The sequence below is a fragment of the Streptosporangium sp. NPDC002721 genome (assembly GCF_042888905.1).
Lineage (GTDB): Bacteria > Actinomycetota > Actinomycetes > Streptosporangiales > Streptosporangiaceae > Streptosporangium.
The window spans coordinates 85996-99123 of record NZ_JBIAQI010000026.1; the positions used below are offsets into that span (position 1 = coordinate 85996).

13 protein-coding genes are annotated in these 13128 nt (G+C 70.5%); 9 read left to right on the forward strand and 4 right to left on the reverse strand.

Going from position 1 to position 13128, the window contains the following annotated elements; translation table 11 throughout:
- Nucleotides 1-317: 317 nt before the first annotated feature.
- Nucleotides 318-2693 carry a penicillin acylase family protein gene (locus ACFYWM_RS32735; protein WP_389921695.1) on the forward strand — a complete coding sequence of 792 codons (2376 nt, stop codon included), beginning with the start codon at nucleotides 318-320 and terminating at the stop codon, nucleotides 2691-2693.
- A gap of 186 nt (nucleotides 2694-2879) precedes the next feature.
- On the opposite strand, the gene ACFYWM_RS32740 is transcribed toward ACFYWM_RS32735, so the two are convergent.
- Together ACFYWM_RS32740 and ACFYWM_RS32745 are read right to left on the reverse strand one after the other, a co-directional pair.
- Entirely contained in the window at nucleotides 2880-3224 is a 345-nt protein-coding gene (locus ACFYWM_RS32740) for a DUF1036 domain-containing protein (protein WP_389921698.1), read from the reverse strand.
- 2 nt (nucleotides 3225-3226) lie between these two features.
- Nucleotides 3227-3439, reverse strand: a complete 213-nt coding sequence (locus tag ACFYWM_RS32745; protein ID WP_389921700.1) for a hypothetical protein — start codon at nucleotides 3437-3439, stop codon at nucleotides 3227-3229.
- Nucleotides 3440-3639: 200 nt separating this feature from the next.
- On the opposite strand from ACFYWM_RS32745, the gene ACFYWM_RS32750 reads away from it, so the two are divergent.
- The 4 genes from ACFYWM_RS32750 to ACFYWM_RS32765 all read left to right on the forward strand — a co-directional run bounded on the left by ACFYWM_RS32750 (nucleotide 3640) and on the right by ACFYWM_RS32765 (nucleotide 6196).
- Nucleotides 3640-4242 (forward strand): PadR family transcriptional regulator, encoded by a 603-nt coding sequence (locus tag ACFYWM_RS32750; RefSeq protein WP_389921703.1) that lies wholly within the window; start codon nucleotides 3640-3642, stop codon nucleotides 4240-4242.
- 115 nt (nucleotides 4243-4357) lie between these two features.
- Complete coding sequence (locus tag ACFYWM_RS32755; protein ID WP_389921705.1) at nucleotides 4358-4738, forward strand: SgcJ/EcaC family oxidoreductase; 381 nt, start codon at nucleotides 4358-4360, stop codon at nucleotides 4736-4738.
- The gene (locus ACFYWM_RS32760; RefSeq protein WP_389921708.1) at nucleotides 4735-5133 is read left to right on the forward strand and encodes a hypothetical protein; all 399 of its coding nucleotides are present in this window, start codon (nucleotides 4735-4737) and stop codon (nucleotides 5131-5133) included. The genes ACFYWM_RS32755 and ACFYWM_RS32760 overlap by 4 nt, the downstream gene beginning before the upstream one ends.
- Before the next feature lie 313 nt (nucleotides 5134-5446).
- Complete coding sequence (locus ACFYWM_RS32765) at nucleotides 5447-6196, forward strand: SDR family NAD(P)-dependent oxidoreductase (RefSeq protein WP_389921711.1); 750 nt, start codon at nucleotides 5447-5449, stop codon at nucleotides 6194-6196.
- A gap of 276 nt (nucleotides 6197-6472) precedes the next feature.
- On the opposite strand, the gene ACFYWM_RS32770 is transcribed toward ACFYWM_RS32765, so the two are convergent.
- Complete coding sequence (locus tag ACFYWM_RS32770) at nucleotides 6473-6847, reverse strand: hypothetical protein (protein WP_389921714.1); 375 nt, start codon at nucleotides 6845-6847, stop codon at nucleotides 6473-6475.
- A gap of 273 nt (nucleotides 6848-7120) precedes the next feature.
- On the opposite strand from ACFYWM_RS32770, the gene ACFYWM_RS32775 reads away from it, so the two are divergent.
- The gene (locus ACFYWM_RS32775; RefSeq protein ID WP_389921716.1) at nucleotides 7121-7876 is read left to right on the forward strand and encodes an ABC transporter ATP-binding protein; all 756 of its coding nucleotides are present in this window, start codon (nucleotides 7121-7123) and stop codon (nucleotides 7874-7876) included.
- Complete coding sequence (locus ACFYWM_RS32780) at nucleotides 7861-9660, forward strand: hypothetical protein (protein WP_389921719.1); 1800 nt, start codon at nucleotides 7861-7863, stop codon at nucleotides 9658-9660. Before ACFYWM_RS32775 ends, ACFYWM_RS32780 begins: the two co-directional genes overlap by 16 nt.
- Here the strand turns inward: ACFYWM_RS32780 and ACFYWM_RS32785 are convergent.
- A complete protein-coding gene (locus tag ACFYWM_RS32785; protein WP_389921722.1) occupies nucleotides 9644-10264 on the reverse strand; it encodes a helix-turn-helix domain-containing protein in 621 nt (206 codons plus the stop codon). The genes ACFYWM_RS32780 and ACFYWM_RS32785 overlap by 17 nt on opposite strands.
- Nucleotides 10265-10640: 376 nt before the next feature.
- On the opposite strand from ACFYWM_RS32785, the gene ACFYWM_RS32790 reads away from it, so the two are divergent.
- Nucleotides 10641-12221, forward strand: coding sequence for an NCS1 family nucleobase:cation symporter-1 (locus ACFYWM_RS32790; protein WP_389921725.1), 1581 nt, complete (start codon nucleotides 10641-10643; stop codon nucleotides 12219-12221).
- Nucleotides 12221-12961, forward strand: a complete 741-nt coding sequence (locus ACFYWM_RS32795; RefSeq protein ID WP_389921728.1) for an aspartate/glutamate racemase family protein — start codon at nucleotides 12221-12223, stop codon at nucleotides 12959-12961. Before ACFYWM_RS32790 ends, ACFYWM_RS32795 begins: the two co-directional genes overlap by 1 nt.
- Nucleotides 12962-13128: the final 167 nt, after the last annotated feature.

The following is a 13128-nucleotide window of genomic DNA, read 5'->3' on the forward strand; positions in this document are numbered from 1 at the left end:
CTCCACCCCTGCCTGACCCGGTCGACAACGCCCCCGCCGCCGGTTCTCGCCGACACTCCCCGCCATCCGTCACGTGCCGCGCTCGTATGCCGTACGCGAGCCCTGAAGGGGTTGCTAGGGGGCGAACAAGGGCTGACGGGGCTGGAGGGGCGCGCCACAGTTGCGGTGACGGGGGCTGGGGCGCGCCGATGACGGCGTCGTGATTCCGCGCGGGAGGTCGATCGGACGCGAGGACGTGCGTCCGCGCCCCGCGCGCATCCCCGGTGAGCCCCACACCGCCGGCACGCCACGTGCTGCCGGCCGACGGGAGGAGCGACATGCGGCGATGGAGGAGGGCGGCCTTACTACTGGCCGTCTGCGGTGCCCTCGGCACCGGTCTGCTACCGCAGGCGGCGGGCGCGGACAGGGAGGCGGGCGCGGGGGCGGCCGTCTCGGTCATCCCGGTCGCGGGACTGGAGCGACCGGTGCGGATGGTGGTGGACCGGTGGGGCGTGCCGCACATCTACGCGGACAACACCGCCGACCTGTATCTCGCGCAGGGGTTCAACGCGGCCCGCGACCGCCTGTTCCAGATCGACCTGTGGCGCAGGCGCGGCCTCGGGCTGCTGTCCGAGGTGCTCGGTCCCGCCTATCTGAAGCAGGACCAGGCGGCCAGGCTGTTCCTCTATCGAGGGGACATGGCCAAGGAGTGGGAGAGCTACGGCCCCGACGCGAAGAAGGCGGCCACCCGGTTCACCGAGGGGGTCAACGCCTACGTCGACTGGCTGAAGCAGAACCCGGAGGCGTTGCCGCCGGAGTTCCGTGAGGTGGGGTACGCCCCCGCGCGCTGGTCCCCCGAGGACGTCGTCCGGATCCGCAGCCACAGCCTGGCGGTGAACCTGACCTCCGAGGTCGACCGCGCCCGCGCCGTCTGCGCGGGCGGCATCGACGTCGACCCGCTCATGCGCAAGCTCCAGCCCGAGTGGAAGACCGTCGTGCCCGACGGGCTCGACCCGTGCGCGCTGCCCGCGGACGTGCTCGGCACCTACCAGCTCGCCACCCAGAGCGTCGTCTTCCAGAACGGCCGGGTCCGTACGGTGCCCGAACCGCCGGGCCCCGCGCTCTCGGAGGGCAGCAACGCCTGGGCCGTCGCACCGGCGCGCAGCACGACGGGCCGCCCGATCCTGGCCAGCGACCCGCACCGGGTGATGAAGGCCCCCACGCTGCGCTACATCACCCACCTGTCGGCACCCGGCCTCGACGTGATCGGGGCGGGGGAGCCCGCGCTGCCCGGCATCTCCATCGGGCACAACGGGACCGTGGCCTTCGGGCTGACCATCTTCGGCGTCGACCAGGAGGACCTCTACGTCTATCAGCTCGACCCCGCCGACCAGGGACGCTACCGGTACGGCCAGGGATGGGAGCGTTTCGGAACCGTCACGGAGAACGTGCCGGTCGCGGGGCAGGCGGCACAGCCCACCGAGCTGTCGTTCACCCGCCACGGCCCGGTGATCAAGGTCGACCGGGAGCGGAACCTCGCCTACGCCCTGCGTACGACCTGGTTGCAGCCGGGCACGACGCCCTACTTCGGCAGCATGAAGTACATGCGCGCGCGCAACTGGAACGAGTTCACCGCGGCGATGCGTACCTGGGGCGGGCCGCCGGAGAACCAGATCTACGCCGACACCGCCGGCAACGTCGGCTGGGTGCCCGGCGGTCTGGCGCCCAGGAGGATCGGCTACGACGGCCTGTTGCCGGTCCCGGGAGACGGCCGCTACGAGTGGGACGGCTTCCATGACGGCGCCCGCCTGCCCCGTTCCTACAACCCGGCCAAGGGGATCGTCGCCTCCGCCAACGAGTTCAACATGCCCGAGAACCACCCGCTGAAGGTCGGGTTCGACTCCTGGGCCTCCCCGTACCGGCACGAACGCATCGTCGAGGCGCTCTCCGCCAAGCCGCGCACCTCGGTCGCGGACTCGACGGCGCTGCAGAGCGACAAGGTCTCCATCCCGGCCCGCAGGCTGGTACGGCTGCTCGCCGGGATCGAGAGCGACGATCCGTCGACGGCTCGGGCGCTCGAACTGCTCCGCGCCTACGACGGGGTCACGAGCGCGGACTCGGCGCGGGCCGCCCTGTTCGAGACGTGGTTCACCAGCCACCTGGAACCGGCGTTCACCCGTGAGGTCCTGCCGGAGAACGTGGCACGAATGATCTTCATCCACGACCCGCTCCTGCTCTTCGACGCCATGGACGACCCGACCCGGTGGTTCGGAAGCGACGGGACGGCGGTGCGGGACCGCATTCTCCGGACCTCGCTCGCCGCGGCCTACGACGAGCTGACCCGCCGCCTCGGCCCCGACCCCGCGGCATGGAAGTGGGGCGACATCCAGAAGCTCACGTTCGGGCACCCGACCGGCAAGGACGTGGGCCCCTTCCCGCGCGGCGGCTCCTGGCACACCGTGGAGGCGTCGAACTATCTGCCGGTCACCTACGCCCCGCTGTCGGGCCCCACGTTCAAGATGGTGCTCGACGTCGGAGCCTGGGACAGGTCGCAGGCGATCAACGCGCCCGGCCAGTCGGGGGACCCGCGGAGCCCGCACTATCGCGATCTGGCGGGGTCATGGCAGCGGGGGGAGTATTTCCCGCTGCTCTACAGCCGTGCCGCCGTGGAGCTCAACGCGAAGGACCGGTTCCTGCTCACACCGCGTCGCTAGATGACTTCCGGTGACGGCACCCGGAGACGGGCCGTCGGCTGAGATCGAGCGCCTCCCGGGTGAAGGGGGACGGACTCTGGAGAGGAATTCCGGGGTCCGTCTCTCAGGAGGCGCTCATCCGCGTCCGCTCCCACTGCCGCGCGGAACCGGTCGAGGCCGGTCGGCGCGTGACGTGGGGGGAGCGCGTCAGGAGGTGAGATTCACGTAGTAGCTCGAATAGCCGTTCATGTCGATCAGCCGGGTGCCGACGAGCCTGGCGGCGGTGCTGCCGATGTTGATGCAGGAGTCGAAGGCGTTCTGGTAGACGTACATCGGGCCGTAGGCGCCGGTCCAGACGGCTCCGTTGGCTGCTTCGGCGTAGTAGGCGGCGTAGCGGTTGTTGGTGTTGAGGACGAACGCCTCGCCACCCGGGTTGATGGGCCACCAGCCCCGGGTGCCCCACTGGCCGTAGTCGCGGCAGCCGTCGGGGCTGTAGAACATGATCGCGACCCACACCTTGGAGGTGTAGCGGTTACGGAAGTGCAGTTGCATGTCTACTCCTCCGGCTCTGTGAATCGCAGGGCGAGGGGCCTGTCGTCGATCGGGTCGTCGGCCAGGGGAGGGAGATGGTCGTCGTCGGTCCTCGCGACCACGGCGGCGCGGTCGGCCGCTCCCGGCCGCTCGTCCGTCTCGCCCGTGCTGGCCGACGCCGCGTCCGAGAACGCCACCCGGGGGTCGGGAGCGCGTTCGTTGCCGTTGTCCGGCATGTGGCTCACCTACATTCGTCGAGTTCGTAGAGTGATTGCTCGATAACATACAGTCACATCCAAGGCCATGTAAAGAATCGTTTTCATTCCCACTTGGCGTCGTGGGATCGCGGCCGGTGCGGCACCGCCGAGTCCGGCTCGGGTGGGGTCTTCGTTCCTTCTGCTATAGTGCATAACGCAATATGGAGAAAGGCATCACCATGGCGCGACGCCCCGACCTGGTCGGCCTGACCGTGCTGGCCATGCTCTCGGTGCGCGCCGCTCATCCCTACGAGCTCCACCGCTTCATCGTCGACACGCACAAGGACTACGTGACGGGGCTGCCCAGGAGCCTCTACCACGCGGTCGAGAAGCTCGCCGGTGAGGATCTGATCGTCCCGGTCGAGACCAGCAGGGAGGGCCGCCGGCCGGAGCGTACGGTCTACGAGATCACCGACGAGGGGCGCGGGGAGCTGTCGACCAGGCTCCGCGCGCTCCTTGAGAACCCCGGTCCCGACCGCCGTACGTTCACCGCGGCCGTCTCCCTCATGGGCACCCTGCCGGTGCCCGACGCGTTGCGCGCCCTGCGCACCAGGGCCGCGACGGTCGAAGGGCTGCTGGCCGGGGCGGACGCCCACCTGCGTGCCATGAGGGAGAGCGGCCTGCCCGACATCCTGATGATCGAGGTCGACTACGAGCGCACGCTGAACGAGGCCGAGCTGGCCTGGGTGCGGCGCGTCGTCGCCCGCCTGGAGTCCGGGGAACTCGGCTGGTCGGGCACCGTCAAGCAGGAACTGCTGTCGCAAATACTCGACGAACCATGAGAAGGCGGCTGCCAGGGTGCGTCAACACCCTGGCAGCCGGATATCCGAACAAGGCGCCTGCCCTGTCTGGACTCGCACCCCCAGGATAGGCGCCGCGACCACGAGGAATCGCGCCATGTCCGTGAACACGGAGATCACCGGCCTGCTCACCCGCCTTGCCGAGGCGTGGAACGCGGGCGACGCCACCGCCTACGCCGCCCTCTTCACCGAGGACGCCGACTACATCGTCTTCAACGGCACACACGTCGAGGGGCGGGCGGCCGTCGAGTCCTCGCACCGCCGGCTCTTCGACGGCCCGCTCAAGGGCTCCACCATGTCCATGCCGGACGACCGGATCAAGGTCAAACCGCTGGCCGACGCGGCGGTCCTGGTGATCTCGGGAGGCGGCACCGACCTGGCGGGCGAGCTCCGCGAGTCGATCGTCTCCTTCACCGCCGTCAGCACGCCCGAAGGGTGGCGGTTCGCCTCCTTCCAGAACACCAGGGTGGCGCGGTGACGGAGAGAAAGCTGATCACCGAGGTCGCCGGGATCGTCGAGGCGCCGGTCGCCGCGGTCTTCGACGACCTGGCGGGCGCGCTGCTGCCCGACGGCAGGCGCACCGGCCGCTTCACCGTCGAGGACCTCCCCGGTCACACCTCCACCGTGGAGGTCGTCGGTCACACCATCTCCTTCCAGGGCGGCTGGTGGTACCGGGGTGAGTGGAGCGTCGAACCGCACCCGCGGGGCGCGCTGCTCGTGCACCGGGTCCTCAACGTCGCCCGGTGGATGCGGTGGGGCGTGTCACCGGCCAACCGCTTCTTCATCGGCTTCGCCGGCAGGACGCGGCAGGGGTTCGCCGAGAGTCTCGCCCGGACAGGACAGCGCCTGGGCTGTTCGACCCACCTGGCCTAGAGCCGCGTCGACGCGGTGTCGGCCGCCGATCCGGGCGGGTCACCACCGATGGACCTCCGGGAGAGGATCTCGGCCACGTCCTGACCCTTGGACCGGCACCGCGACGACAGGACGGGAGACCCGTTCTTGTCCGGCCGAGTATCTCGGCCGGACAGGGACGTCGTGTTCATGTCCTCGCGTAGGTCCGTAACCGGGTGGGCGCCGAAAAGTGTGGAGGAACGCAAGGGCTCGATAGGGGTTCGTGTCGCGGAAAGCCCGCCTTTTACTGGGCTGCGTCCCTGAACCCTGCGTTTCCCATCAGAGCGGAGCAATCGTGTCCGGACCCCTTACCGGCAAAGTCGCGCTGGTCACCGGCGGATCGCGCGGCATCGGCGCCGCCACCGCCCAGGCCCTCGCCGAGGCCGGTGCCGACATCGCCATCAGCTATGCCAGCTCGGCCGAGCGGGCCGACCAGGCCGTCAAAGACCTCCGGACCGCCGGGGGCCGCGCCTCCGCCTACCGCGCCGACCAGGGGGACAACGCCCAGGTCGCCGCCCTGATCAACGACGTCGTCGCGGACTTCGGGCGCCTCGACATCCTGGTGAACAACGCCGGCACTCCCGCGGGCGGTCTGATCGACGATCCCTCCACCGATCACCGGGCCCTCGACCGGCAGTTCGTCGTCAACGCCGGTGGGGTGCTGGCCACGATACGTGCCGCCGCCACGGTCCTGCGCGACGGGGGCCGCATCATCACCGTCGGCTCGGTCCTGGCCGCCCGTGCCGGTTACCCGGGTGTCGCCGACTACGCCGCGGCCAAGGCCGCGGTCACCGCCTACAGCAAGGCCGCCGCCCGTGACCTGGCGCCCCGCGGGATCACGGTCAACGTCGTCCAGCCCGGTTCCATCGAGACCGACATGAACCCCGCCGACGGCCCCTACTCCGACGCCCAGCGCGCGCTGAACGCCATGGGACGCTACGGCCGCCCCGAAGAGGTCGCCGCGGGCATCGCCTTCCTCGCCGGCCCCGGCGCCTCCTTCATCACCGGCGCCGTCCTGGACATCGACGGCGGCTATCTCGCCTGAGACCCGGACGTCTCGCGGGACATCCGAAGGGAATCCCCGGTCGAGGACACCGGGCACGCTCCGGGAGTCCGGATCGCGGTGATCCGGGAGTCCGGACCGCGGTGATCCGGAAGTCCGAACCGCGAAGACCCGGGAATCCGAATCCCGGGTCTTCGCGTGTCGCGAGGCCGGGCGGAAATCGCCCGGCCGCCGTCACCGGTCAACCGGTAGCCGTCACCGGTCAACCGGTAGCCGTCACCGGTCAACCGGTCGCCGTCACCGGTCAACCGGTCGCCGTCACTTGTAGCGGAAACCGTCGAAGAAGCGGCGGAAGACGCCGCCGATGCGGGGCAGGGGCTCGGCCGGCGGTGGCGCCTGCGCGCGCTGCCTGGCGATGGGCTGGTCGTAGTCGGTCCGCGCGATGGCGTCGAGGACCTGCTGCTCGTCGAAGTCCTCGGACCCCTCGATCACCGGGACGAAGCCGACGAGCATCCCGTTGCGCATCACCTGGGCTTCGAGGCCCGCGGTACCGTCGGTGTCCCATTCCGCCTCGCGCCCGTCGGGCAGTGACACGCGTATCCCGAACTGATACACCCCGACCCTCGCCAGGTGGCCGTCTATGCCACGATCGCGCAGCGCGTCAACGATCCGTCGTGCCCGGTTCTCTTCCACCTCTCCCAGGATAGGTCGGCCGGATCGCGTCCGCTCGTACGGCCGTACGGCGCGGGCCGGTGCCGCCGGGGGCGGTAGTGGTGGCGGTTTCCGGGCGGTCGCGGAGAGCGCCCGATCCGGGAGGCCGTCCTCCCGGTGGCGGGCCTGGTACGCGCCGCTGTCGCCACTGTAGGTTCTCAGATGCCTGTATTCATTGATCTTCGTCTCGGTCGCCGAGCGAACCCGGTCGCCGAGCGAACCGGTACCCCCTCCCCCCGCACTCCGGAGTAGTCCATGCCCGCAGCACTTGAGATCCACGGTCTGTGCAAGACCTTCGGCGAGAAGGTCGCCGTCGACCACGTGGATCTGAACATCCCCCGGGGTTCCTTCTACGGGCTCGTCGGCCAGAACGGCGCCGGCAAGACGACCACCCTGTCCATGGCCGTCGGCCTGCTGCGTCCCGACGAGGGCCACGCGCGGATCTTCGGCGCCGACGTCTGGTCCGCCCCGGCCACGGCCAAGACGCTGGTCGGCGTGCTGCCCGACGGGATGGCCATGCCCGAACGGCTCACCGGCCGGGAGGTGCTGACCTACCTCGGGCTGCTCCGCGGGCTGTCGCGCGAGGTCGTCGACCAGCGCGCGGAGGAGCTGCTGTCGGTGCTGGAGCTCGACGAGGCGGAGAAGACGCTCGTCATCGAGTACTCCACCGGGATGCGCAAGAAGATCGGTCTGGCCACCGCCCTGCTGCACGCGCCGAGGCTGCTCGTGCTCGACGAGCCCTTCGAGGCCGTGGACCCGGTGTCCGCCGCGACGATCAAGACGATCCTGCGCGGTTTCGTGGCCGGTGGCGGGTCCATCGTGCTCTCCAGCCATGTCATGGCCCTCGTGGAGCAGCTCTGCGACCACGTCGCGGTGATCGACAAGGGCAGGGTGGCCGCCGCGGGGCCCCTGGACGAGGTCCGGGGCTCCGGTTCCCTCGAAGACACCTTCGTCGGCCTGGTCGGCACCTCCGACGGCGGAGTGAAGGAGCTGACGTGGCTGTCGCACTGACCATGGCCCAGATGAAGGTGGCCGTTCTCCGTAACTCGATGACGGGACAGCGGGCCGGCTTCGTCGTCATGGGCGCGCTGGTCGGCCTGGTCTTCGCGGCCGGCACGATCTTCACGGCCCTCTCCTGGCCGGAGCTGCTCCCGGCCGTCTACGCCGTCTGGATGCTGGGCTGGATCTTCGGCCCGGTCTTCGCCGGTGGCGGCGACGAGACGCTCCGCCCCGAGTACTTCACGCTGCTGGGCCTGCGACCGAGCCGCCTGGCCTCGGGACTGCTCGTGGCGGCCTTCGTCGGAGTGGCGCCCGTGATCAGTCTGCTCGCCCTGAGCGGGCTCGCGGTCCTCGGCGTACGGCAGGGGGTCGTGGCCGCGCTCGTCTCGGTCCCGGCGCTGCTGCTCCAGCTCGCGATGTTCGTCCTGCTCTCCCGGGTCGCGGTCGCCCTGCTCGGCCTGGCGCTGCGCTCCCGCGTGGGCGCGGTCGGCGCCGGCCTGACCAACGGCGTGATCCTGGCGTTCCTGGGCCAGATCTGGGTCGTCTTCATGGCGCTCGGGCAGACGGCGGGGGTTCCGCCGGTGGTGGCGACGGCGGCCCGCTACCTGCCCTCCGGCTGGGGGACGGTCGCGGTCGAGGCCGCCGCGTCCGCCGACTGGCCGCGAGTGCTGGCGGCCCTCGGCGGGATGGCGGTGCTGGTCGTCCTGCTGCTGGCCGCGTGGGCGGCGCTGCTCACCCGGCGGGCCGGGGCGTCCAGGGCGGCCACGAGGGGGCGCCGGCCGATCCGGGCCACCACCGCCTCGGGCGCCGTACTCGCCAAGGAGCTGCGTACCTGGTCGCGTGACCTGGTGCGCACGCATCAGCTGACCTTCGCCCTCGCCTACGGCGTGTGTTTCGCCGTGGCGCCGCTGCTGCTGGGCTGGACGGGGATGCTGCCCTGGGCGGGACCGGTCTTCGTCGTGATGGCCGCCGCCATGTCGGCCAACCTCTACGGCACCGACGGCACCGCGCTGTGGCTCATGCTCATGACGCCCGGCGCGAGCGACGTGCGCGGCAGGCAGCACGCGTGGCTGCTCACCGTCGCGCCCGTCGCCCTCGTGGTGACGGTCTCCCTCGCCGCGGTCACCGGCGGTCCGTGGCCCATGCTGCTCGCCGTCCTCCTCGCCATGCTGGGCGGCGGCGCGGGGCTCGTCCCCCTGGTCTCTGTGTACGGGCTCATCCCCGGCACCGACCCGCACCGGCGCGGCGGCAACCCGCTGCGCTCCACGGAGGAGGACGGCGCCGTCACCGGCATGGTGTACGCGGTGCTGGCGCTGGTGGCCCTCACCGCGGCCCCCGCGGCGATCGCGACCGGGCTGTTCGGCTGGGCGGGCGTGGCCGTCGGCGCCCTGACGGGGGTTCTCTGCTACTGGTGGTTCGGGCTGCTCGCCGAGCGGAGGCTGTCCGCGAAGGGGCCCGAGCTGCTCGACACGATGCGCACCGGCCGCAGGCCCGCCCCGAAGCCGGGCGCGGGCGGACGGCTCCCCTTCGAGTCCCTGCCGCGCGGCAAGCAGATCATCATCGGGCTCTGCTTCACGTTCGGCGCGATCCCGCTGTTCCCGCAGGGACTGCTGGCCGGCTACCTCAAGGTGACGGAGAGCCCGACGCGGGCGTGGTTCCTCGCCCTCTACCTGCCGCCGTGGCTGCAGTGGCCGACGATCGTGTTCATGGTCCTGCTGGGGGTGGGCATCTACACGACGGGTGTCGTCCTCTCCTACCGCCGGAAGGAGTCTCCCGCGGTCAGCGATGGACGATGAGCCAGGTCGCGACGGCGGTGACGGTCTCCGAACGGTTGCCGATGATGTGGGGGCGGCTGCACGGGAAGGTGATGGAGTCGCCCTCGGCGAGGGTGACGACCTCCGACTCGAAGTCGACGGTCAGCTCACCCCGGGTGACGGTCCCGACCTCGTAGCCGTCGTGCTTGAGGAAGTGGCCGTGGGCGTTGGAGATCGAGCCCGGCGGATAGGTCGACTCGAAGAACTCGACGTCGGGTGACGGCGCGGGCGAGAGCCTGCGGAAGGTGATGCCGCCGCTGAGCAGGATGGGCGCGACCTCCCACGAGCGCCGGATGGCGAACCGGCCGGCGGGGGCGGCCGGCCCCGCCGGTTCGGCGCCGGCCGCCTCCGCCGTGTCGAACACGGCCGCGAGCGGCACGCCGATCGCGGACACGAAGGCGATGAGCCTGCTGACGGACGGCCGCATCGTGCCGAGCTCGATCTGGGACACCGCGCTGGGCGAGATGCCGAGCTCGCGGGCCAGGGCCCGCAGCGACATCCCCGACCGGAGCCGCAGCTCGCGGAGCCTCCGGCCGAGGTGCTCGTTCGTGATGGCCTCGATCTCCGTACCGGGTTCCGGGGTCATGGGTGTCACGGCCTCCACACCGATTGTCACAAGGCCTTTACGCGGGCGAAATCAGGGCTCGGGCGTCAAGGCATACATTGACGACAGCTGTTAAGTGACCACTTAACAGTCCACGCCACAGCTTCTGTGACGGCCCTGGCCATGGCTCGTCACCCGGTCCTGAGCGGTCGCCACGGCTCCGCCGACACGCCATTCTCGCCGATCCTCCGAAACCGATCCTCCGAAGCCGATTCCCTGAAGCCGATTCTCCGAGCCGGCCACCGGGGCCGGCTCCCCGGGCCGATCACCCGGGCCGGTCTCCCGGCACCTTCCGCCTCGGCACACCCGCGCGCGGGACACACCGGTTCCCGCACCGTACCCCCCACGGAAGCCGACAATGACCGAACACAGCGCACCGTCCCAGCCGAAACTACACGACGTCGTCGAGGCGGCGGGCATGCCCGTCGGCGCCGGGCTCGTCAAGCCCGGCTACGACCCCCGCCTCGCGAACGAGGACCTGGCCCCGCTCCGCGAGCAGACGTGGTCCTCGTACAACATCTTCGCCTTCTGGATGTCCGACGTGCACAGCGTCGGCGGCTACGTCACCGCGGGCAGCCTGTTCGCCCTCGGGCTGGCGAGCTGGCAGGTCCTGTTCGCCCTGATCGTGGGCATCGTCATCGTGAACGTGTTCTGCAACCTGGTCGCCAAGCCGAGCCAGGTCACCGGGGTGCCGTACCCGGTCATCAACCGGGCGATCTTCGGGGTGCGCGGCGCGAACATCCCCGCGATCATCCGGGGCCTCATCGCGATCGCCTGGTACGGGGTGCAGACCTACCTCGCCTCCCAGTCGCTCATCATCATCTTCCTCAAGTTCTGGCCCGCGTCGGCGTCGCTGAACGAGGGCGGCTTCCTCGGCCTGTCCCCGCTCGGCTACATCTGCTACGCCATCCTCTGGGTCGCCCAGGCGGCCGTGTTCTGGAAGGGCATGGAGGCGATCAGGCGGTTCATCGACTGGGCCGGGCCCGCCGTGTACGTCGTCATGGTCGTGCTCGCCGTCTATCTGGTGAGCCAGGCGGGCTGGGAGAACATCAGCCTCGACCTCTCCGAGGGGGAGAACCTCGACTTCGGCGCGTCGATCCCGGTCATGCTCAGCGCGATCGCCCTCGTCGTCTCGTACTTCTCCGGGCCGATGCTGAACTTCGGTGACTTCTCCCGGTACGGGAGGTCGTTCGCGGCGGTGAAGAAGGGCAACCTTCTCGGGCTGCCGGTCAACTTCCTGTTCTTCTCGCTGCTCACGGTGGTCACCGCGTCGGCGACCGTGCCCGTGTTCGGCGAGCTCATCACCGACCCCATCCACACGGTCGAGCGCATCGACACGCCGTTCGCGATCCTGCTGGGCGGGCTCACCTTCGTCATCGCGACCATCGGCATCAACATCGTCGCGAACTTCATCTCCCCGGCGTTCGACTTCTCCAACGTGAACCCGCAGAAGATCAGCTGGCGGACCGGCGGCATGATCGCGGCGGTCGGCTCCGTGCTGCTCACGCCGTGGAACTGGTACAGCAACCCGGACGCCATCCACTACACGCTCGGCATCCTCGGTGCCCTGATCGGGCCGCTGTTCGGGATCCTGATCTCCGGCTACTACATCGTGAGCCGCCAGCGGGTCTGGGTGGACGACATGTTCACCCTCGAACCGACCGGCCGCTACTTCTTCCGGGGCGGCTACAACCCCAACGCGGTCTGGGCGACGGTGCTCAGCGGGGTTCCCGCGATCGCGTCGGTGCTGGTGCCGAAGATGCTGCTCGACCTGGGGATCACCACGATCGACGTGACCTGGCTCTCCGACTACAGCTGGTTCATCGGCTGCGGGCTCGGGTTCGCGGCGTTCACCCTGCTGGAACTGATCTCGCCGAGGATCGGCGGCCTCGGCCACGACATCGAGCGGGTGTCGGACGGCACGGCCCTGGCCGGTTGATGACCCACGTCAGCATCCGGGTGATCAATCCCAACACCGCCCGGGCCATGACCGAGAACATCGGCCGGTGCGCCCGGGCGGTCGCGGCGCCGTCCACCGTCGTCACGGCCGTCAACCCGGCCATGGGCCCGGAGTCGATCGAGAGCCACTACGACGAGGCCCTGTCCGTGCCGGGCCTGCTGGCGGAGATCGCGGCGGGCGAGGCGGCGGGGGCGGACGGGTACGTCATCGCCTGCTTCGGCGACCCCGGCCTCGACGCCGCCCGCGAGCTCGCCTCGGGGCCGGTGGTCGGGATCGCCGAGGCGGCCATGCACGCCGCCACCCTGGTCGGCCGGAGCTTCAGCGTCGTGACGACCCTCGCCAGGACCACGGGCCGGGCGTGGGACCTCGCCGGACGGTACGGCTTCGCGGGCGCGTGCCGGGGGGTGCACGCCTGCGACATCCCCGTACTGGAGCTGGACGACCCCTCCTCGGACGCGCGGGGGGTGGTGACCGCCCTGTGCGCCGAGGCCGTGGAGCGGGACGGCTGCGACTCGATCGTGCTCGGCTGCGCGGGCATGGCCTCGTTCTGCGCGGACGTCTCCCGCGCCGTCGGCGTCCCGGTGATCGACGGCGTGGCCGTGGCGACCAAGCTCGTCGAGTCGCTGGTCTCCCTCGGCCTGCGGACCAGCACCCGTGGCGAGTTCGCCCCTCCGGGCCCCAAGAGGTACACGGGCCTGCTGCGGGACTTCTCCGTCTGACGTACGAGACGACACGGGGGGAGGAGACGGCTTCGGCCGATCGGTGCGTGGAGGGAGGACGATGTCGCCGGCTCGGAGCGTGCCGGTGGTACGCCTTTCACCGAGGAAACATGACACAAGGTGTCGGGTTTTCGGGCGAGCATGGCCCCACCGGCCGACGTCGACGA